General features: G+C 68.5%; 16 protein-coding genes and 2 tRNA genes. 8 read left to right on the top strand and 10 right to left on the bottom strand.

Annotated elements, in window-relative coordinates:
• Window positions 1-6: 6 nt before the first annotated feature.
• Window positions 7-891, bottom strand: coding sequence for a crotonase/enoyl-CoA hydratase family protein (locus RTL41_RS04075; RefSeq protein ID WP_312161602.1), 885 nt, complete (start codon window positions 889-891; stop codon window positions 7-9).
• A gap of 140 nt (window positions 892-1,031) precedes the next feature.
• Between RTL41_RS04075 and RTL41_RS04070 the strand changes: the two genes are divergently transcribed.
• From RTL41_RS04070 to RTL41_RS04060, 3 genes are all read left to right on the top strand, one after another.
• On the top strand, window positions 1,032-2,570 hold the full coding sequence (locus RTL41_RS04070) for an acyl-CoA synthetase (protein ID WP_312161600.1): 1,539 nt from the start codon (window positions 1,032-1,034) through the stop codon (window positions 2,568-2,570).
• Between the two features lie 139 nt (window positions 2,571-2,709).
• Window positions 2,710-3,354 (top strand): hypothetical protein, encoded by a 645-nt coding sequence (locus tag RTL41_RS04065; RefSeq protein ID WP_312161599.1) that lies wholly within the window; start codon window positions 2,710-2,712, stop codon window positions 3,352-3,354.
• On the top strand, window positions 3,351-3,833 hold the full coding sequence (locus RTL41_RS04060) for a hypothetical protein (RefSeq protein WP_312161597.1): 483 nt from the start codon (window positions 3,351-3,353) through the stop codon (window positions 3,831-3,833). The genes RTL41_RS04065 and RTL41_RS04060 overlap by 4 nt, the downstream gene beginning before the upstream one ends.
• A 44-nt stretch (window positions 3,834-3,877) precedes the next feature.
• Here the strand turns inward: RTL41_RS04060 and proS are convergent, their stop codons facing one another.
• A complete protein-coding gene (proS, locus tag RTL41_RS04055; protein WP_312161595.1) occupies window positions 3,878-5,437 on the bottom strand; it encodes a proline--tRNA ligase in 1,560 nt (519 codons plus the stop codon).
• 102 nt (window positions 5,438-5,539) lie between these two features.
• Between proS and RTL41_RS04050 the strand changes: the two genes are divergently transcribed.
• Window positions 5,540-5,989, top strand: a complete 450-nt coding sequence (locus tag RTL41_RS04050) for a MaoC family dehydratase (RefSeq protein ID WP_312161593.1) — start codon at window positions 5,540-5,542, stop codon at window positions 5,987-5,989.
• A gap of 55 nt (window positions 5,990-6,044) precedes the next feature.
• On the opposite strand, the gene RTL41_RS04045 is transcribed toward RTL41_RS04050, so the two are convergent.
• Entirely contained in the window at window positions 6,045-6,869 is an 825-nt protein-coding gene (locus RTL41_RS04045; RefSeq protein WP_312161591.1) for a serine protease, read from the bottom strand.
• A gap of 219 nt (window positions 6,870-7,088) precedes the next feature.
• Between RTL41_RS04045 and RTL41_RS04040 the strand changes: the two genes are divergently transcribed.
• Together RTL41_RS04040 and RTL41_RS04035 are read left to right on the top strand one after the other, a co-directional pair.
• The gene (locus RTL41_RS04040) at window positions 7,089-9,173 is read left to right on the top strand and encodes a S9 family peptidase (RefSeq protein ID WP_312161589.1); all 2,085 of its coding nucleotides are present in this window, start codon (window positions 7,089-7,091) and stop codon (window positions 9,171-9,173) included.
• Window positions 9,161-9,715 (top strand): N-acetyltransferase family protein, encoded by a 555-nt coding sequence (locus RTL41_RS04035; RefSeq protein ID WP_312161587.1) that lies wholly within the window; start codon window positions 9,161-9,163, stop codon window positions 9,713-9,715. The genes RTL41_RS04040 and RTL41_RS04035 overlap by 13 nt, the downstream gene beginning before the upstream one ends.
• An 85-nt stretch (window positions 9,716-9,800) precedes the next feature.
• Here the strand turns inward: RTL41_RS04035 and RTL41_RS04030 are convergent.
• Window positions 9,801-9,874: transfer RNA gene (locus tag RTL41_RS04030), tRNA-Gln, on the bottom strand.
• Between the two features lie 144 nt (window positions 9,875-10,018).
• Between RTL41_RS04030 and RTL41_RS04025 the strand changes: the two genes are divergently transcribed.
• A tRNA-Pro gene (locus tag RTL41_RS04025) sits at window positions 10,019-10,095 on the top strand.
• Between the two features lie 77 nt (window positions 10,096-10,172).
• Here RTL41_RS04025 and RTL41_RS04020 read toward each other — a convergent pair.
• Together RTL41_RS04020 and RTL41_RS04015 are read right to left on the bottom strand one after the other, a co-directional pair.
• The gene (locus tag RTL41_RS04020) at window positions 10,173-10,970 is read right to left on the bottom strand and encodes a L,D-transpeptidase (RefSeq protein WP_312161584.1); all 798 of its coding nucleotides are present in this window, start codon (window positions 10,968-10,970) and stop codon (window positions 10,173-10,175) included.
• An 82-nt stretch (window positions 10,971-11,052) separates the two neighbouring features.
• Window positions 11,053-11,364 (bottom strand): hypothetical protein, encoded by a 312-nt coding sequence (locus RTL41_RS04015; RefSeq protein WP_312161582.1) that lies wholly within the window; start codon window positions 11,362-11,364, stop codon window positions 11,053-11,055.
• Between the two features lie 217 nt (window positions 11,365-11,581).
• On the opposite strand from RTL41_RS04015, the gene RTL41_RS04010 reads away from it, so the two are divergent.
• Window positions 11,582-12,655 carry a hypothetical protein gene (locus tag RTL41_RS04010; RefSeq protein ID WP_312161580.1) on the top strand — a complete coding sequence of 358 codons (1,074 nt, stop codon included), beginning with the start codon at window positions 11,582-11,584 and terminating at the stop codon, window positions 12,653-12,655.
• Here RTL41_RS04010 and RTL41_RS04005 read toward each other — a convergent pair whose 3' ends face one another.
• From RTL41_RS04005 to RTL41_RS03990, 4 genes are all read right to left on the bottom strand, one after another.
• Window positions 12,656-13,768 carry a GNAT family N-acetyltransferase gene (locus RTL41_RS04005; RefSeq protein WP_312161578.1) on the bottom strand — a complete coding sequence of 371 codons (1,113 nt, stop codon included), beginning with the start codon at window positions 13,766-13,768 and terminating at the stop codon, window positions 12,656-12,658. It lies immediately after the preceding gene.
• A gap of 62 nt (window positions 13,769-13,830) precedes the next feature.
• Window positions 13,831-15,066, bottom strand: coding sequence for a dipeptidase (locus tag RTL41_RS04000; RefSeq protein WP_312161577.1), 1,236 nt, complete (start codon window positions 15,064-15,066; stop codon window positions 13,831-13,833).
• 162 nt (window positions 15,067-15,228) lie between these two features.
• Entirely contained in the window at window positions 15,229-16,632 is a 1,404-nt protein-coding gene (locus tag RTL41_RS03995; protein WP_312161574.1) for a TolC family protein, read from the bottom strand.
• Window positions 16,629-19,853, bottom strand: a complete 3,225-nt coding sequence (locus RTL41_RS03990) for a multidrug efflux RND transporter permease subunit (protein ID WP_312161572.1) — start codon at window positions 19,851-19,853, stop codon at window positions 16,629-16,631. The genes RTL41_RS03995 and RTL41_RS03990 overlap by 4 nt, the downstream gene beginning before the upstream one ends.
• Between the last annotated feature and the right edge of the window lie 16 nt (window positions 19,854-19,869).

Genomic DNA, 19,869 nt, shown 5'->3' with positions numbered 1-19,869 from the left:
GTGTGTTCACTTGAAGGTCGGCGCCGCCCAATGCTCCCAGATGTCGGGAAGGTCGCTGGAGACCTTGTTCGGGAAGGCCGGCGGCCGCTTCTCGAGAAACGACATGACCCCCTCGCGCGCATCGGCCATGGCGCCCCGGGTCTGGATGCCGCGGCTGTCGGCGCGGTGCGCCTCCATCGGGTGCGAGGCGCCGGCCATCCGCCACAGCAGTTGCCGCGTCAGGGCGATCGAGACCGGCGCGGTGTTCTCGACGATCTCGCGGGCCAGGGCCCTGGCGGCCGGCAGCAGGTCCTCCGGGGCGTGCAGCGAGCGCACCAGGCCGCGGTCGAACGCCTCCTGCGCCGGGAAGACGCGGCCGGTGTAGCACCACTCCAGGGCCGTCTGGACCCCGACCAGCCGCGGCAGGAACCAGGACGAGGCCGCTTCCGGGTTGAGCCCCCGCCGCGCGAACACCAGGCCGAACCGGGCGTCGGTCGAGGCCATGCGGATATCCATCGGCAGTTGCATGGTGACGCCCACCCCGACCGCCGGCCCGTTGATCGCCCCGATCACCGGCTTGAGGCTGTCATAGATGCGCAGCGAGACCAGGCCGCCGCCGTCGCGCTGGACGCCCTCGCGGGTCCGCGCGGCCCGGTCCTCGCCGCCGCGCTTTTCGTAGTCGAAGGTCTCGCCGCCCGCCGACAGGTCGGCCCCGGCGCAGAAGGCGCGCCCCGCGCCCGTGACGATCACCGCCTTCACCTCGTCGTCGGCGTCGGTGACGTCGAAGGCGGCGATCAGGTCCTTCATCATCTGGGTGTTGAAGGCGTTGAGCTTCTCCGGACGGTTCAGGGTGATCGTCGCCACCCCGTCCTCGACGCCGTAGCCGAGGGTTTCGAAACTGTGCGCGGCCATCTGATCCTCCCGTGAATTTCATCTATTGCGCGCCGCTTGACGGACGGTCCGTCAAGGGCCGCATACTCGCCTTAACAACGATAACTTTGGGAGGACGGTCGAGACGCCAAAGAGCGCCCGGCCGCCGCGAGGAAGAGTTCATGCATCCGGCCAATCACGCCCAGACCCAACCCGATCGCGCCGCCTACATCATGGCGGGGTCAGGCGAGAGCGTCACCTACAAGCAGTTGGACGAGCGCTCGAACCAGGGCGCGCAGCTCTTCCGCTCCATGGGCCTGAAGACCGGCGACGTGATCGCCATCCTGATGGAGAACCATCCGAGGTTCTTCGAGATCGCCTGGGCCGCCCAGCGCGCGGGCCTCTACTACGCCTGCATCTCGTCCAAGCTGACCGCCGGCGAGGTCGAGTACATCATGAAGGACTGCGAGGCGAAGGTGCTGATCACCTCGACCGGCGTGGGCGGGGTGGTCGACGAGCTGCCGGCCCTGCTGCCGGGCGTGAAGCTGTTCATGGTCGGCCAGCCGCGCGCGCCCTATGAGAGCTTCGAGGCCGCCCGCGACAGGCAGCCGGCCACCCCGATCGCCGACGAGAGCGCCGGCGCCGACATGCTCTATTCGTCGGGCACCACCGGCCGCCCCAAGGGCATCAAGCCGCCGCTGACCGGCGCGCCGATCGACGCCCCCAATCCCCTGGCGATGATGGCCCAGATGCTGTTCGGGTTTCAGCCTGACAGCGTCTACCTCTCGCCGGCGCCGCTCTATCACGCCGCGCCGCTGCGCTGGTGCATGAGCGTCCATCGCCTCGGCGGCACGGTCGTGGTGATGGAGAAGTTCGATCCGGAAGACGCCCTGGGCCTGATCGAGAAGTACAGGATCGACGTCGGCCAGTTCGTGCCGACCCACTTCGTGCGGATGCTGAAGCTGCCGCCGGAGGTGCGCGCCAAGTACGACGTCTCGTCGATGCGCTCGGCCGTCCACGCCGCCGCCCCCTGCCCGATCCCGGTCAAGGAGCAGATGATGGCCTGGTGGGGCCCTGTGATCCACGAGTACTACGCCGGCAGCGAGGGCAACGGCTTCTGCTACATCGGCCCGCACGACTGGCTGACCCACAAGGGGTCGGTGGGCAAGGCCACCACCGCCGAACTGCGCATCTGCGGTGAGGACGGCGAGCCGCTGCCGCCGCGCAGCGAGGGCGTCGTCTACTTCGCGGGCGGCACCCCGCTGACCTATCACAACGCCCCCGAGAAGATCGCCGAGAACACCAACAAGTACGGCTGGACGACCCTGGGCGACGTCGGCTGGGTCGACGAGGAAGGCTTCCTCTACCTGACCGACCGCAAGAGCTTCATGATCATCTCGGGCGGCGTGAACATCTATCCGCAGGAGCTCGAGAATCTGCTGATCACCCACCCCAAGGTCGCCGACGCGGCCGTGGTCGGCGCGCCCGACGAGGAGATGGGCGAAAAGGTCGTGGCCGTCATCCAGCCCATGGACTGGAACGCCGCCGGCGAGGACCTGAAGGCCGAACTGGCCGCCTTCTGCCGCGCCCACCTCAGCCACGTGAAGTCGCCCCGCGTCATCGACTTCATGCAGGAGCTGCCGCGCCACCCGACCGGCAAGCTCTACAAGCGCCTGATCCGCGACGCCTACTGGGGCAAGGAAGGCTCGCGGATCGTGTGAGGACATGGGCGTCGCACTAGGATGTTCTCATTTTGTTCTTGATTGTTTCTGCAATCTAGGCGATAGTCAGACTCGCATAGCGTCATCGGCGACGCGGGTTTGCAACCGGCGCCGATGCTGAAACCGACAGGAACCCTGAATGACGACAATGCCGCGTGGTGAACCGCGCTCCGTACCCGATCCGGCCGGCGAACTTTACGATGCCGAGATGGCGGCTGCCAGGAAGCGCCGGGAAGCTGCGGAGACGGAGCGAACGAAGATAGCGCGCCCCAACCTCGCGCAATCGTTCATTCCCGTGGTCGGCCCTGCCTGGGAAGCGGTCGCGGACTATCAGGACGGGGACTATGCGGGCGCGGCCTTCAATGGGGCCATGGCTTTCGCAGACGTCCTGCCGATCGGGGTCGCCGCGAAGGGCATGCGCGCCGCGAGCAAGGGCATCGGAATCCTAAAGAAGGGCTCGGTCTCGGCGAACGCCGCAGCCAAGCAGATTCGCGCGAAAGGCCTGGCGGGAAAAGGGCAGGAGATCCATCACACGGTTCCCCTGCAAGGCCTGAGCCGGACCGCCCAGGACCCTCGCAATCACTACGCCCTTCTCAAGGTTTTGCCTGTGGAGCAGCACCGTCGACTCACCGGAAGCTGGCAAGGGAAGCCTCGCTATGATCCCGTTCGTCGCGTTTGGTATGGGACCACCGACTGGCAGAAGGTCTTGCCGACATCGATGGCGGCGAACCTGGCCGACGGCGTCCAGAACCTTGTTCAGCAGCAAAGACCGTCGCGCAAATGAGCCCACCCGCCGCAACCACGTCCGATCTCGTCGACTTCAAGTTCCCGTTGATCGGCTTCACGCCCGACCTGGAGATCTGGGGGTTTCCCGATCGCCCATCCCTTACCACCTGCGGCGTTCAGACCCTGCGCAAGAGCATGCCTTTGGGCATGGACCTGATCGACGCCGATGGGGCTCAGTTCCGGGTTGTCGCGCTCCACAACAAAGGCAGGGCAGACCCCCTGCTTCCCTGGCTGTTGAAGGCGATGCTGTCAGGTCGGCAGTATCGGATCGAGTACGTCATCGCTCCGCTGGAGAAGATGTCGCTCGAGGACCTGAAGGCCAGGATCGGCAAGTCGCTCGAAGCCTTTCCCAGCGACTACTGCCTTGAGGACGAACGCGATACGGTCCTGCTTCCATTGCTCGCCGCGGTGCAGGCGGCAGACGGCGTCGCGGAGCTGTTCACGCTGCTTGGCCTCGACAGCTTCGAGTCCTACTGAACCTTGAGGTCGGCGAGGCGACTGCGCCTCGCCGACACGCACGCCTAGTAGGAACGCCCGATCAGGATTTCCTCGACCCCCGGCGCGCCGGTGAAGACGCAGGGGCCGAAGGTGTCGGGCTGCTGGCTCGGCGCGTTGCGCAGGGTCAGCTTCAGGGCCTTCAGCCGCTCGACGACCTTATCGAGCTCCTCGCCGGTCGGCCGGCTCCAGGGCGCGCGCACCCAGCCCTTGAAGGCCGAGGTTTCCTCGTCCTCGTCCGAGAGCTGGCCGAAGTACTCGGCCACCTGGTCGAAGCTGGTCAGGTCGCTGCGGATATTGGCGTCCAGGCGGGCCTTGGCCTCGTCGAACAGGGCCTGCTGGATCTGCGCCAGCAGAGCCGGCGCCTGGGCCACGAACTCATCGCGCGCCAGGGCCTGGGAACGGACCTTGTCGCCGTCGCGAAGCTGGTCGCGGCGCATGAAGCTCACCTGGCCGCCCGCCGCGTCGCGCGGCCCCAGCTCGATGATCACCGGCGCGCCGCGGCGCACCCAATTCCAGCGCTTGTCGCTGGACTTCTGGTCCTTGACGTCCAGCAGGGCGCGGATCGGCTCGCCCAGCGCGAACTGGGCGTTCAGGTCCTTCACCAGCGCCTCGGCATAGGCCAGGACCTGGGCGTCCTCGTCCTTGCCGCGCAGCATCGGCACGATCACGATCTGGCGCGGCGCGATGGCCGGCGGCAGGCGCAGGCCGTCGTCGTCGCCGTGGGTCATGATCACCCCGCCGATCATGCGGGTCGACGTGCCCCAACTGGAGGTGTGGCAGAACTCCATCTCGCCGCTGTCGCTCTGGTAGCGGATGTTCTGGGCGCGCGAGAAGCTGACGCCCAGATAGTGCGAGGTGCCGGCCTGCAGCGCCTTGCCGTCCTGCATCATGGCTTCGATCGAGAAGGTGTTGTCGGCGCCGGGGAAACGCTCGTTCTCCGGCTTCTCGCCAGCGATCACCGGCATGGCCAGGACGTTCTCGGAGAACTCCCGGTACATCTCCAGCGCCTGCAGCGTGGACTTCAGCGCGTCCTCGCGGTCGGCGTGGGCGGTATGCCCTTCCTGCCAGAGGAACTCCGAGGTGCGCAGGAACAGGCGCGTGCGCATCTCCCAGCGGACCACGTTGGCCCACTGGTTGATCTTCAGCGGCAGGTCCCGATAGCTCTTCACCCAGCGCGAGAAGGCGTCGCCGATGATCGTCTCCGAGGTCGGGCGGACGATCAGCGGCTCTTCCAGCTTGGCGTCCGGATCGGGCTGCAGCTTGCCGTCGATGCTCTTGAGCCGGTGGTGGGTGACCACCGCCATCTCCTTGGCGAAGCCCTCGACGTGCTCGGCCTCCTTGGCGAAGAAGCCCAGCGGGATGAACAGCGGGAAGTAGGCGTTGTCGACGCCCATCTCCTTGATCCGGCGATCCATGGTCTGCTGGATCCGTTCCCAGACGCCATAGCCCCACGGCTTGATGATCATGGAGCCGCGGACGGGGCTGACCTCGGCCATGTCCGCCTCGCGGACGATCGCCTGGTACCAGTCGGGGAAGGTCGACTTGTTGCCGGTCATCCGGCTGACGCTGAGAGCTCGTTGCATGGGGGGCTGTTTAAAGTTCCTGGCGGCGGCGTAAAGGCGTTGCTCGCGCTCTAACTGATGCTAGACGTCGAACATCTGTTTCAATCGAATTGGGAGCAAACGATGAACCCGGTGGAGATCAAGGACCTGCCCGGACTGGTGGGCCAAGAAGTGGGCGTCTCGGACTGGGTCGAGATCACCCAGGATCGCGTGAACCAGTTCGCGGAAGCCACCGGCGACCATCAGTGGATTCACGTCGACGTCGAACGCGCGACCAAGGAAATCGGCGGCCCGATCGCCCACGGCTACCTGACCCTGTCGCTGATCCCGTTCCTGGGCGCGGGCATGCTGCCGATCAAGGGCGTGACCCGCGGCATCAACTACGGCTCCGACAAGGTCCGCTTCGTCAACATGGTCCGCGTCGGCAAGCGCGTGCGCATGCGCCAGAAGCTGATCGGCGCCGAGCCCAAGGCCGGCGGCATGCAGCTCAAGAACGAGTGCACCATCGAGATCGAAGGCGAGACCAAGCCCGCCTGCATCGCCGAGACCATCTCGGTCGTCTACGGCGCCTAAGACCCACGCCTGACCAAATTGAAGCGCCGCCCGTCTCCGCGACGGGCGGCGTTTTCTATTGCGGGGCCACGGCCTCTTCGGCCGAAGCCGCTCGCGCCCCGACCACCGGCTGGTTGTGGGCGACGGTGATCGGCGTCTTGGGATCTTCCATCAGGGCGATCGTCTCGCGAATGAACTTCGCATGGGTGACGATGCCGATTTCGAGCCGCTCGCTGTTCAGCTCGACCTGCTGGGTCAGCAGGCCGGCGATGAACTGCACATCCTGGCCGGCCTCGCTGGCGCCGACCCGGCGGCGCGCGGCCTGGGACATGAACACCGGCCCGCCCGAATTGCCCGGGAACACCGTGAAATCCAGCAGGAAGGTCGGGAAGACCTGCGCCGGGGCGACGGGGAACGACGCCACGCGCCCGGCCCGCAGGATCGGGAAACCCGCCTGGTTGGCCGCCAGGCCGCGCGGGAAGCCCAGCGCCATCATCTCGTCGCCGGCGCCGATCTGGTTGGCCTGGAAGGTGTCGTCCTCCGCCAGCCAACTGATCGGGATGGCCGCCTTGGCGAAGGCTTCCGGCGCCGAGATGGCGATGGCCGCGACGTCGCGCGAGGGATGCTGCGTCCACAGCTTGGCGCCGCTGGCGTCGCGGATCTTCAGCGTCTGGGGCGAATAGCTCCAACTGCCGTCGGGGTTGGAGATGCGATAGCCGATGCGCGCCTCGGCGCCGGGCATCTTGGCCAGCACGTGGTTGGCGGTGACCAGCACCGTGTGCGGCGTGCCGTCGGGGCCGGTCTCGGCGATCAGGAAACCGGTGCCGACGGTGCGGGTGCCATCACCCAGCGGCTGCTCCAACTGAACAGTCGCGTGAATCAACTCAACTGAAAGATCCAAGGCTGACGCCCCTAATGACAAGAACTCGTGCCCATCCGACGATACGATATGTAGTTAAGAACACCGTTAGCGGAAAGCAGCCTTGGCCGCGCCCGATTGCCGCGCGACAGCCCTGTGACGTTTCAGGAACAGATAGGCAGGCGGTCCCGGCGCGAGGCTGCGCAAGGCGGCGCGGCTCCAGGCCTTGAGACGCGGGCCGCGCCGGCGCATGTAGCTGACATGAGCGCTCCCAAGCCCCCCGCCGCCCGCCGCGAACCGAAGATCATCGAACAGCTCGGCCGCACCCGCACCGACGACTACGCCTGGATGAAGGACGACAACTGGCGCGAGGTGCTGCGCGACCCCAAGGTCCTGCGCCAGGACATCCGCGAGCATCTCGAAGCCGAGAACGCCTACACCAAGGCCCTGCTGGCGAAGACCGAGGCGCTGCAGGCGCAGTTGTTCGCCGAGATGAAGGGCCGCATCAAGGAGGACGACTCCAGCGTCCCGGCCCCGGACGGGCCCTGGGAATACTACGTCCGCTACGAAATCGGCGCGGAGCATCCGGTCCACGGCCGTCGCCCGCGGGGCCGCGACGACGGCGAGGTCGTGCTGCTGGACGAAGACGCGCTGTCCAAGGGCAAGGCCTTCTTCCAGGTCGGCGCCGCCAGCCACAGCCCCGACCACAAGCTCTACGCCTGGGCCGCCGACGAGCAGGGTTCGGAGTACTACACCATCCGGGTGAAGGACCTGGAGAGCGGCGAGACGCTCGATCAGGCCATCGAGAGCGCCTATGGCGCCTTCACCTTCTCGCCGGACAGCCGGTGGCTGTTCTGGATCTGGCGCGACGAGAACGCCCGCCCGTCCAAGGTCTTCCGCCGCCCCGCCCGCGGCGGCGAGGACGTGCTGGTCTACGAGGAGACCGACGAGGGCATGTTCCTGGGCGTCGGCCTCGCCTCGGACCGCAGCCACATCCTGATCCATGTCGGCAACCAGGAGACCACCGAGCTGTGGCTCATCCCGGCTGCCACGCCGACCGCGGCCCCGGTCGTGGCCGAACCGCGCCAGGAGGGCGTGAAGTACGAGTTGGACCACTGGTCGGACCGGTGGGTGATCCGCACCAACGCCGACGGCGCGGTGGACTTCAAGCTGGCGAACTCCGACGCGGCCGTCCCGGCCCGGGCCACCTGGCGCGACTTCGTGCCCCATGAGCCGGGGCGCTTCATCACCGGCTTCGCCGCCTTCGCCGGTCATCTGGCGCGCCTGGAGCGGGTGAACGCCAACGACCGCATCGTGATCATGGCCCGGGACGGCGAAAGCCACGAGATCGCCTTCGACGAGGAGGCCTACGCCCTCTCGCTGGAGGGGGGGCTGGAATATGAAACCACCCTCGCCCGCTTCGTCTACCAGTCGCCGACCACGCCCCGGCAGTGGTTCGACTACGACATGGCCAGCCGCGAGCGCACCCTGCGCAAGACCCAGGAGATTCCCTCCGGCCACGACCCGGCCCGCTACGTGGCGCGCCGGCTCTATGCGAAGGCGCAGGACGGCGCGCAGGCGCCGATCACCGTGCTGATGCTGAAGGACACCCCGCTCGACGGCTCGGCGCCGCTCCTGCTCTACGGCTACGGCTCCTATGGGCACGCCATGGAGCCCGCCTTCTCGATCCGCAACCTGAGCCTGGTCGACCGCGGCTGGATCTGGGCGATCGCCCACATCCGCGGCGGCTCCGACAAGGGCTGGGGCTGGTTCCTGGACGGCCGCAAGGAGAAGAAGACCAACACCTTCACCGACTTCATCGCCTGCGCCGAGCATCTGGACGCCAACGGCTATGGCAAGGCGGGCCGCATGGTCGCCTATGGCGGATCGGCCGGCGGCATGCTGATGGGCGCGGTGGTGAACATGCGGCCCGACCTGTGGTCCGGGATCATCGCGGCCGTGCCGTTCGTCGACGTCCTGAACACCATGAGCGACACCACCCTGCCGCTCACGCCGCCGGAGTGGCCCGAATGGGGCAACCCGCTGGAAGACCCGCAGGCCTACGACCGGATCGCGAGCTACAGCCCCTATGACCAGGTGGCGGCCAAGCCCTACCCGCCGATCCTGGCGACCGGCGGCCTCTCCGATCCGCGGGTGACCTACTGGGAGCCCGAGAAGTGGGTCGCCAAGCTGCGCCAGTATTCGACCGGCGAGGCCCCGATCCTGCTCAAGATCAACATGGAGGCCGGCCACGGCGGGGCCTCTGGGCGTTTCGACTTCCTCAAGGAGATCGCCCTCGACTACGCCTTCGCCATCTGGGCGCAGGAACGGGGTTGGGAACAGTGATCGTCAGGGCATCGACGACGGAGGACGCCTCGGCCCTGGCCGAGATCTACGGCCATCACGTGCTGAACGGCTTCGGCACCTTCGAAGAGGTCCCGCCGAGCATCCAGGACATGGCCGCCCGCCGCCAGGCGGTCGTCGAGCGCGGCCTGCCCTATCTGGTCGCCGAGGACCAGGGCCAGGTCCTGGGCTTCGCCTATGCCGGGCCTTTCCGTCCGCGGGCGGCCTATCGCTACACGGTCGAGGACAGCGTCTATGTCGCGCCCGAGGCGGTCGGACGCGGCGTCGGCAAGGCGGTGCTGGGCGCGGTCATCGAGGCCTGCGAGGCCTTCGGCATCCGCCAGGTCGTCGCGGTGATCGGCGATTCGGCCAACGCCGGCTCGATCGGCCTGCACGCCTCGCTCGGCTTCGAGCATGCGGGCGTCGGCAAGGGCTTCGGCTGGAAGAAGGGCCGCTGGGTCGACATCGTCTGGATGCGCAAGAGCCTCAACGGCGGCGATACGAGCGCGCCCGAGGCCGCGGGCATGGTGCTGGGCGGAGCCTGACGCCGAAGATCGACGCCCCTCCGCAGCTTCACTCGCCGGCCGGCCCGAGAGGGCTGGCGTCGTCAGGCTGACATCGGGGAGGAAGTGGCTGGGGAACTAGGACTCGAACCTAGAATGACGGTACCAAAAACCGCAGTGTTACCATTACACCATTCCCCAGCAGGAACGGCTTCGGAGGACATGTCCCCCGCGGCGAGGGCGTGGAGATAGCTCAACACTTCGCCGGATGCAACGCCCCAAAAAAGGTCTTTCTGACCCGCTTGCGGCGCAGATCGCGACCCTCTATAAGGCGCGCTCTCAAGTCGGAGTGTGGCTCAGTCTGGTAGAGCACCGCGTTCGGGACGCGGGGGTCGCAGGTTCGAATCCTGCCACTCCGACCATTTTTCCCGCCACGGCGGTAGAGTTTCCGTATGGCGAATGGACGCCCTACGGAGGCACGTAAGAGCGCCTCTCCTGATCAGCGAGCATCCAGGTGTTCGAGGTCGCCGCCGGCGACAACGGCCGGCAGCGTCGTTTCGCTGGCGTCGGACGTGAGTCCGGTGGCCACGACGAGGCCCGCGACGCCGGCCAGCCGCGCCTGGGGCCGGAAATCCGCGAAGACCTCATCCAGCGCCCGGGTCTCCGGGAGGATATAGACCACGCCCTTCGAGGCCTTGAACATCGGCAGCACCACTTCCTGATAGAAGGCGATGGGCACGTTGATGCAGCCGAAGGTGATGCGATTGTCGTTCGGACTGGGCGTTTGCAGCCGACGCAGACGCTGCTCCTTGGGATTGGTGGTGACCACCTGGTGCATCGACACCGCGGTCTCGTAGTCGACCCAGAGGATGTCGCTGTCGGGGCCTTCCCCATATCCGGCGAGGAATCGGCCGGCCGGGGTCGTGCGTTCTTCAGGGGTGATCTTGGAAAGCTCACGCTCGCCGATTCCGGGGGCGGAATCATCGCCGCGCGCCAGGCCCAGCAAGGCCGGGGCCGAGCCCTTCAACTGGGCGTCGGCGTCGAAGACGAACACCTGGGCGCTCACCTTGTCGATGATGACGAAGGGCAGGCCGCCGCTGTCGCGGGACGCCGTCACCCAGTCGGCGACCTGGATCACCGCCTCCGAGGCGGGTACGCCGCGACCTTCCGCCGCCTGCGGCGCGGGCGCGGACTCAGGAGATTCCGCGGCCGCGGTCGAGGTTGGAGCGCCCCCGACCGCCAGCACGCCGAATGAAACCGCCCAGGCCGTTAGGGCCGCTCTCAAAGGCTTACGCATCGCTGTCGTTCCATGACTCCACGCCGAACTGCTGGCGCTGATAGCGAACGCCTGACGACCTGGAACGTCCAAGCTTGGACGATCAGTTTCTCGGCATCTTGCTGGGACGCGCCGCCGCAGCCTGCTCAAGACGGTCCACGCGCCCGGTCAGTTGATCGAGGCGTTGGTTGGCGTTCTGGGCCTCGCCCGCAGCGGCCTGCGCCGCGGCGTTGGCGGCGTCGGCGCGCTGGATCGCATCCTGCGCCTTGGTGTCCACCGCATCGATGCGACCGTTCACGCTGGCGATCTGCTCATCCACATACTGGGTTGTGGCGCATCCGCTGAGGGCCAATCCGCCCACAAGCAGCGCCGAGACGAGGCGTACGCTCGCCCAGGGAGTTATCAGTCGGACCATCTCGCACGTCCTCTCGTTGTTGAGTGGAAATGGTCGCCTAATCCGGTCCAGCCCCATACCCGGCGAATCCCTTAGTTCGACTGGTCTTGTCTGCTGATGTCCACGCGGGCCGGCGGCGCACGATGGTGAACGGGTTCTCAATGTTTCTCGTAGCTTATGCCTGAAGATCCCTCGCCTTGGGCCTGGGTGCGATCCACTGACGGGAACGGAGGCTGACTTGGACCTCAGCATTCGGACATTCCGCGAGGAGGACGCGGCGGCGGTCAACGCCCTGCTCGACTGGGCATGGTTTCCCCCGCGCAGCCAGGCCGGATGGCGCTGGCTGCTGGCCGGCTGCGGAGACGAGCCCGGCTGGATCCTTGAAGACGATCAGGGGGTCTGCGGCTTCGCCGGCAACTTCCGCCAGCGGCTCCACGCGGGCCGCGAGACGCTGCACGCCGCCACCGGCCACTCCCTGGTGGTGCTGCCGCGCGCCCGGGGCGGCTCGCGCCGGATACTGGAAGTCTACCGCGACCAGGCGGGCGGCATGTCGACCTTCCACCTCAACGCCAATGCGCTCTCCGCGCCCATCTATCGCAAGTTCGGCTACGTCCCCTTCCCGCCCGGCGCGGCGGACGCAAAGCTGGTCTGGCACACGCGACGTTCCGACCTGGTGATCGAGAAACTGGCCTGGAAGCTGACGCCCGACGGCTCCAAGCGCAGCCGGGAGTGGTTCGCGGGGCGGCGCTACCGCGTCGCATCGTCATCCCTGCGGCGGACGCCGGAGATTCGCGTCCTGGAGGGCGCGGACGCCCTGGACGCGATGGAGCGATTGTTCCGCGCCGCCGTCGACGAGGGCCAGGTCCTGGCGGCGCGCGACGCTGCGGCCCTGGCCTGGCGCCTGTCCGATCCGGATGCGACGCTCGCCCCGCTCCTGCTGGGCTGGTTTGACGGCGAGGACCTGAAGGCCTGGACCATGGCCCAGGTCAGCAAGACCTGCCAACTCGACGCGCCGACGCTGGAGATCATCGACCTGCTGTCCCTGGACGAGGTTCGGGCGCGCGCCTTGCCGGCGCTGGTGGAGGCGCTGCGCCGCCTCTGCGGCCCCATGGGATGCGCCCGGCTGCGGCTCAACCTGGTCACCGAGGACGTCCTGCCGCTGCTGGCGCAGACCGACGGCGCGGTGGTCCGCCGGCGCCACGCCCACGGCCATGCGCGGCTGCGCGAAGCCGAGGCGCTGCGGACCTGGCGCCCCACGCCGTTCGACGGCGACCAGGGCTTCACCCAGCGCCCTGCGCCCGTCCGCGCCTGATCAGTTGAAGGGCGCCCGCGCGACCGCGGCGGCCAGGGTCCGCCACCGGCGCAGGCGGGTGGTCTCGCAGGCCTCGATGGCCAGCCACCGGTGCTCGACCTTGGCGACCAGGTCGGGGCCCAGGGCGCTGCTCAGCGCGTCCCGCCAGCGCGGCCGCCCGCGGGCGAAGACCAGGCCGTGGCTGACCTCGGCGGCCGGATCGGCGAAGTACTTCTTGTAGGCTTGGCCTTCGAAGCCGAAGTCGAAGGTCCTGAACCCCTCGGCGCTGGCGGCCTGCAAGGTGTCGATGCAGAGGAGCAGGCCGGGCGCGTAGCGCGCGCCGACACGGTCATAGGCCGGAATCCAGAAGTGGTAGTGAGCGTCCGCGTGCAGGCTCAGCTCCATGGCCCAGGTTCGCCCGCCCGCGTGCAGCACCGCCAGCCGGGCGCCGAAATGCGGCCCACGCGCACGCCACAGGGACTTCAGGAGGTCTTCCGTCCAGCCACAGGCGAACACGTCGTGCTTGCCCGTGCGGCCATACTGCGCCCGCTTGAGCGCGATGAGGGCGTCCAGGCTCGCCTCGTCGTCGCAGTCGCCCTCGAACTCGACGGGACCGGCGTCGCGGACCAGCGCGCGGCGGCCGCGCTCCTTGTCGCGGAAGAACTTGCCGAACCGGGCGCGTCGTCCAAGCGCGTAGGCCTCCCAGCCGTCGGTCAGGTCGGCGACGAGCGCGGCGCGGCGAGCGCCTTGCCGGGCGCTGGCCGGTCCGACCCAGCCGGTCACCCCGACCCGGGCGACGCCGAGGCTGTGCGACAGCGCCGCCGGATCCCAGGTCTCGTCGGGCGGGGCCACCACCGAGTGATAGTCGTTGAGCGGGGCGCCGAGCGGATAGGCCGCGCCGCCGCGTCTCTGGAACGGGAAGAACCCGCAGGGCGCGCCCTTGCGATGAAGCACCGCCAGCGCCGCGTCGGGCGCGATCTGCGCCGCGATCTCGGCGAACTCCAGGCGATGGAACGGAGAGAGCGCTCCCGATGCGCACCAGGAACGCCAAAGCGACCGCTCGCTTTCCGACAGCGACGCCAGGGCGATGATGTCCACATCGACGCCCTGGCCGTCAGCAGCGCGCTCCCGCACCGTACCATGCCCCCGCCTGGCCCCAGATACACAACCCTCGAGGGCGGAGCGTCAATTTACAGTTAATCCGCTCGCGCCTGCGGCTGGGCGCCGACCTCCGCAGCCTTCAGCGCGCGCAGGAAGTTCCCGCCCCAGATCGCGTCGATCTGCGCCTCGGTATAGCCGCGGGCCAGCAGTTCGCGGGTGACGTTGGGGGCCTCGCCCTCGTCCTTGAAGCCCGGGATGCCGGATCCGTGGTTGAAGTCGGTCCCGATCCCGACGTGATCGACGCCGATCCGCTTGGCGATGTAGTCGATGTGATCGACATAGTCCTTCACGGTCGCCTGGGGCGAGAGGGCCCGGTAGGCCGCGAAGAAGGCGTCCTGGCGATCCTTGGGCAGGTCGTCCGCCCCCTGGTAGCCGGGCCGATCGAGCGGCAGCCCATACTCGGCCCGCAGGGCCTTCAGGCGCGCCGGATAGTCGGCCGGCTGCGGCAGCAGGTAGCTGTTGAACGGCACGACCTGCACGACGCCGTCCTTGGCCTTGATGGCGTCGAGCTCGGCGTCGGAGAGGTTGCGGGTGTTGTCGACCAGACTCCTGGCCGCCGAGTGGGTGGCGACGACCGGCGTGCGCGACAGTTCGAGGGTCTGGAAGACGCCCTTCGGCGTGAGCTGCGAGACATCGATCAGCACGCCCAGGTCATTCAGGCGCGTCACCGCGGCCTTGCCCAGGGGCGAGAGGCCGCCATGCTGTTCGCCCGCGCCCTGCTGGGGCCGCGAGGAGTCGGCGAAGGCGTTGTTGCCGGCGTGGTTCAGGGCCGCGACCCGCACCCCCTCCTTCTGGAGGCGATCGAACTCGGCCACGTCCGGCTTCAGCGAATAGGCGTTCTGGAAACCGATCAGGATGGCGATCTTGCCCTCGCCGACGATCTTGCGGACGTCGTCGGCCGAATAGGCGATGGCGACGTCGCCCGGATTGTCGGCGGCGATCTTGTGAATGGCGGCCAGCTTGGCGTCGGCTTCCGCGCGGGCGGCGGCCTGGCCTTCCGGCGTCTGCGGCCCCGTCGAGACGGCCACCGCATAGACCAGGGCGTCGACGCCCCCGGCCTTGAGCTTGTCGATCTCGCTGAAGGACTTGCCGTCGTCGGCGAAGTAGCGGGGATTGGCGCCGGGCAGCAGCACATCGACGTGGCCGTCCAGCACCAGGGCCCGCTGGTGGACCGCCGCCGCATCCTGCGCCGCGGCGGGCGCGGCCATGAGGCCCAAGGCCGCGCTTGCGGCCAGCAGGGTTCGATGCGCCAGGCGCGCGCTTGAGATCATGCTTGTCTCCATGGATCGGGATCGCCCCAGCGCGATCCGCTTCATTCCTATAATTTCAATAGGAATTTACGCCTCAATGGAGAATTTCTCCGGCAGCTAGGAGACAAGCCGCAGCAGGACGAAAAAGGGCGGGGAAATCTCCCCGCCCTTGCGCCGTTCGTCCTAACCTGCCGTGGGCTCCCAACCGCCGCCCAGCGCCTTGAACAAGGCGATCTGGTTGGTGGTCACCTGGGCGTCGGACTGTGCAAGCTGGGCCTCGAGCGAGGCTAGCTGACGTTCGGCCACCAGCACGGCCAACAGGCTGTCCACGCCCGCCTCGTTGCGCAGGCGGGTGAGCTGCGCGGCCTTGGCGCCTTCGTCGCGGGCGCGCTTGAGCGCGGCGCGGCGGTCCAGTTCGCGCGCGTACTGGGTCAGCGCGGTCTCGGTCTCCTGCAGGGCCGTGAGGTTCGCCTTCTCGAAGTTGGCGAGCGCGGCTTCCGCCCCGGCCCCGGCCTGCTTCACGCGGGCGCGAGCGGCCAGGATGTTGGGGAAGTTCCAGCTAATCAGCGGACCGACGTTGAAGCTGTAGTCGTCGCCCAGGTCGCCGGTCCGCGCCCCGCTGGTCGAGATCGCCCCGCCGATGGTCACCGACGGATAGAGCGAGGCGGTGGCCACGCCGATGCGGGCGGTGGCCGCAGCCAGCTCGCGTTCGGCCTGGCGCACGTCCGGACGACGGGCGAGCATGCCCGCGCCGTCGCCGACCGGGATGGTCTGGGCCACCTGCGGGCTCGCCTGGCAGCTCAGCACCGCCTGGGGCGCCTGCGCCGGCGGCTTTCCGGTCAGCAGGGCCAGGCGGAACAGCGCCGACGAACGCTGGGCGTCGAGGGTCGGCAGGACCGCCTTCGACGTCTCGAGCTGGGTCGCGGCGCTGGAGGTGTCCGCGGCGGTGCCGCGGCCGGCCTCGAGCTGGCGGACGGTCAGGTCGTAGGTGTTCTGCTGCAGCTCGATGGTGCGCCTGGTCACCGCGATCTGGGCATTGGCCGCGCAGATGTCGGCATAGGCGCGGGCGGTCTCGGCGGCGACCGAGATCCGCACCACGTCCAGCGCCGCCTGCGCGGCGGCGACGTCGGCGCGATTGGCCTCCAGGCTGCGACGCACGCGGCCGAACAGGTCGACCTCATACGACATGTCGAAGCCGGCGCGGTACTGGTCGCCGTCGTCGAACTGGCCGCTCGCCACGTCCTCGCCGCGGACCCGCTGGCCCGACGCCGACACGGTGGTCGACGGCAGCAGGCCCGAGCGGGTCTCGCCGAGCACGGCGCGAACCCGCGAAAGGTTCGCCGCGGCCACGGCCACGTCCTTGTTGGCGACCAGCGCCTCCTGGATCAGGCCATCGAGGGCCGGGTCCTGGAACAGCCGCCACCAGTCGCCCGGAGGGGCCTCTGGCGTGGCCACCTGCGCCTCGGCGGAGACGAAGGGCCCCTGCCCCGAGGCGACCGGCGGCGGAACCTGATAGGTCGGTCCCGCCGCGCAGGCGCTGAGCGCGGTTGCGGCCAGCAGCGCGGAGATCGGCTTAAGGCGGATCACTTCGCGCCTCCTTCATACTCGAGCGGGTGGTGCGGCGTGCCGCCCCCGGTGGTCGGATAGGTCTTCTCTTCCTTGCCCTTGGCCCTGGGCAGGCGCGCGGCCAGCCAGCGGCAGATGACGTAGAAGACCGGCGTGAAGATCAGGCCGAAGATGGTCACCCCGATCATCCCGAAGAACACCGCGGTGCCCAGCGCCTGGCGCATCTCCGCTCCTGGCCCGGTGGCGATCGCCAGCGGCAGCACCCCTAGGATGAAGGCGAAGGAGGTCATCAGGATCGGCCGCAGACGGGTCCGGGCCGCGCTGATCGCCGCCTGGAACCGGTCGGCCCCCTCGTCTTCCTCCGCCTGCTTGGCGAACTCGACGATGAGGATGGCGTTCTTGGCCGCCAGGGCGACCAGCACGATCAGGCCGATCTGGGTCAGGATGTTGTTGTCCTGGCCTCGCAGGTTCACCCCGACGATCGCCGCGAGGATACACATCGGCACGATCAGGATGACCGCCAGCGGCAGGGTGAAGGCCTCGTACTGGGCCGCCAGCACCAGGAACACGAACACCACCGCCAGGACGAAGATCAGGGCCCCGGAATTGCCGGCCGCCTTCTCCTGATAGGCCAGTTCGGTCCACTCGTAGCTGAAGCCGGCGGGCAGCACCTTGTCCGCATGCGCCTCCATGGCCTTGAGCGCGTCGCCGGAGGCCACGCCCGGAGGCGCCCCGCCCTGCACTTCCGCGGCCGGGAAGAGGTTGTAGCGGACCACGCGCACCGGCCCCGTCTCGTCGCGCACGGTGGCGAGCGAGCCGAGCGGCACCATCCCGCCGGAGGCGGAGCGGACCTTGATCCCGGCGATGTCGGCCGGATCGTCGCGGGCGTCGGCCTCGGCCTGCGCAGTCACCCGGAAGGTGCGGCCGAGCAGGTTGAAGTCGTTGACGTAGGTCGAGCCGAGATAGGTGCTCATGGCGTCGTAGATGGCGTTGGGCTGCACGCCCATCAGCAGGGCCTTGTCGCGGTCGATGTCGGCCGTCACGCGGGGCGAGCCGGTGTTGAACTGCGAGAAGACGCCGACGGTGGACTGCGGGGTCGCCGCGGCCGCGCCCACCAGGCCGTTGGCGGCCTGCTCCAGCGAGCGGTAGCCTGCGCCCGAGCGGTCCTGGACCATCATCTTGAAGCCGCCGGCGTTGCCCATGCCCTCGACCGGCGGAGGCGCCAGGAAGAAGATGTTGGCTTCCTGGATGCCGGCCAGACGGCCCATGACCTGGCCGGCCATGACGTCGGCGTTCAGTTCCTTGCCGCGCTTGGACCAGTCGTCGAGCTTCACGAAGAACACGCCGCCGTTGGACATGGCCGAGAAGCTGGCCCCGTCGAGGCCGGCGAAGGCCGAGACGCCCTGGACGCCGGGGGTTTCCTGGACGATCGCGCTGGCGCGGCGGACGACGTCGTCCGTGCGTTGCAGCGAGGCGCCCGGCGGCAGTTGGACGACGCCGATCAGGAAGCCCTGGTCCTGCTGCGGGATGAACCCGGTCGGGGTGGCGGTCAGGCGCCAGCCGGTCATCAGGATCAGGCCGGCATAGATTACCAGCACGATCATGCTGGCGCGGACCAGGCGGGCGGTGAGGGCGCCGTACTTGTCGCTGAGCCAGTCGAAGCCGCTGTTGAACTTGTGGCCCGCCATCTTGATCGGGCGCATCCAGCGCGGGCCCGTGTCGAGGGAGTGCTCGACATGCGGCTTCAGCAGGATCGCGGCCAGGGCCGGCGACAGGGTCAGCGAGGTGATCAGCGAGATCACCGAGGCCGCCGAGATGGTCACCGCGAACTGGCGGAAGAACATGCCGGGGATGCCGGGCATGAAGGCGGTCGGCACGAACACGGCCAGCAGCACCAGGCCGATGGCGATCAGGGCGCCGGACACCTCGTCCATCGTCCTGTAGGCCGCCTCCCTGGGCGTCATGCCTCGACGTATGTTCCGCTCCACCGCCTCGACCACGACGATGGCGTCGTCGACGACGATGCCGACGGCCAGCACGAGCGCGAACAGCGACAGCGAGTTCAGCGAGTAGCCGAGCGCCAACTGGATCGCGAAGGTGCCGACCAGCGCGACCGGGATGGCCAGGATCGGGATGATCGCCGCCCGCCAGGTCTGCAGGAAGATCATGATCACGACCACGACGAGGATCACCGCCTCGAAGAGCGTGCTCTGCACCGAGGCGACCGAGGCCTCGACGAATTCCGTCGGGTTGTAGGGGATGCTGTAGCTGACGCCCTGCGGCATCGACGGCTTCAGCTCCTCGACCGCCTTCAGGACTTCGCTGGCGGTCGACAGGGCGTTGGCGCCGGGCTGCTGGATGATCGCCAGGCCGATGCCGCGCCGGCCGTCGAAATAGCCGCGCATCCCATAGTCCTGGGCGCCCAGCTCGACGCGCGCCACGTCGCGCACGCGGGTCACGCGGCCCTCGGCGTCGGTGCGGATGACGATGTCGGCGAACTCTTCGGGATTGGCGAGACGCCCCTGCACCTGCACCGGCAGTTGGAAGGCCGCGCCGGTGTCGTTGGGGGCCTGGCCCAGCGCGCCGCCGGCGGCCTGGACGTTCTGGGCGCGCAGGGCCGCGACGATCTCGCCGGAGGTCAGGTTGCGCGCGGCGGCCTTGCCCGGGTCGATCCAGACCCGCATCGAATAGAAGCCGCCGCCGAACACCTGCACGCCGCCCACGCCCTTGATGCGCAGGATGCGGTCGCGCAGCGTCGAGTTGGCGAAGTTGCCGATGTGGTCGAGGTCGGCGTTCGGATCCTCGGAGGTCAGGGCGACCAGCAGCAGGAAGCCCGAGAGCTGCTTGTTCACGGTGACGCCGACCTGGCGCACCTGTTCCGGCAGGCGCGGCTCGGCCAGGGCCACCCGGTTCTGGACCAGCACCTGGGCGGCGTCGAGGTCCGTCCCCGGCTCGAAGGTCACCGAGATCTGCGCCATGCCGTCGGCGGTCGACGAGGAGGTCATGTAGAGCATGCCCTCCACGCCGTTGATCTCCTGCTCGATCGGCGCGGCGACGGTCTCGGCCAGGGTCTCGGCCGAGGCGCCTGGGTACATGGCGGTCACGGCGATGGTCGGGGGCGCGATGTCCGGATACTGCGACAGCGGCAGCAGCGGCAAGGCGAAGGCCCCGATCAGGGCGATGAACACCGAAATCACGCCCGCGAAGATCGGACGGTCGATGAAGAAGTGCGAGAAGCGCATGGGGGAATCCCGTCCT

The sequence above is a fragment of the Phenylobacterium sp. genome (assembly GCF_031984885.1).
Classification (GTDB): domain Bacteria; phylum Pseudomonadota; class Alphaproteobacteria; order Caulobacterales; family Caulobacteraceae; genus Phenylobacterium.
The sequence above is the reverse complement of the archived record's forward strand: the minus strand, read 5'-3'. Positions and strand labels throughout refer to the sequence as shown.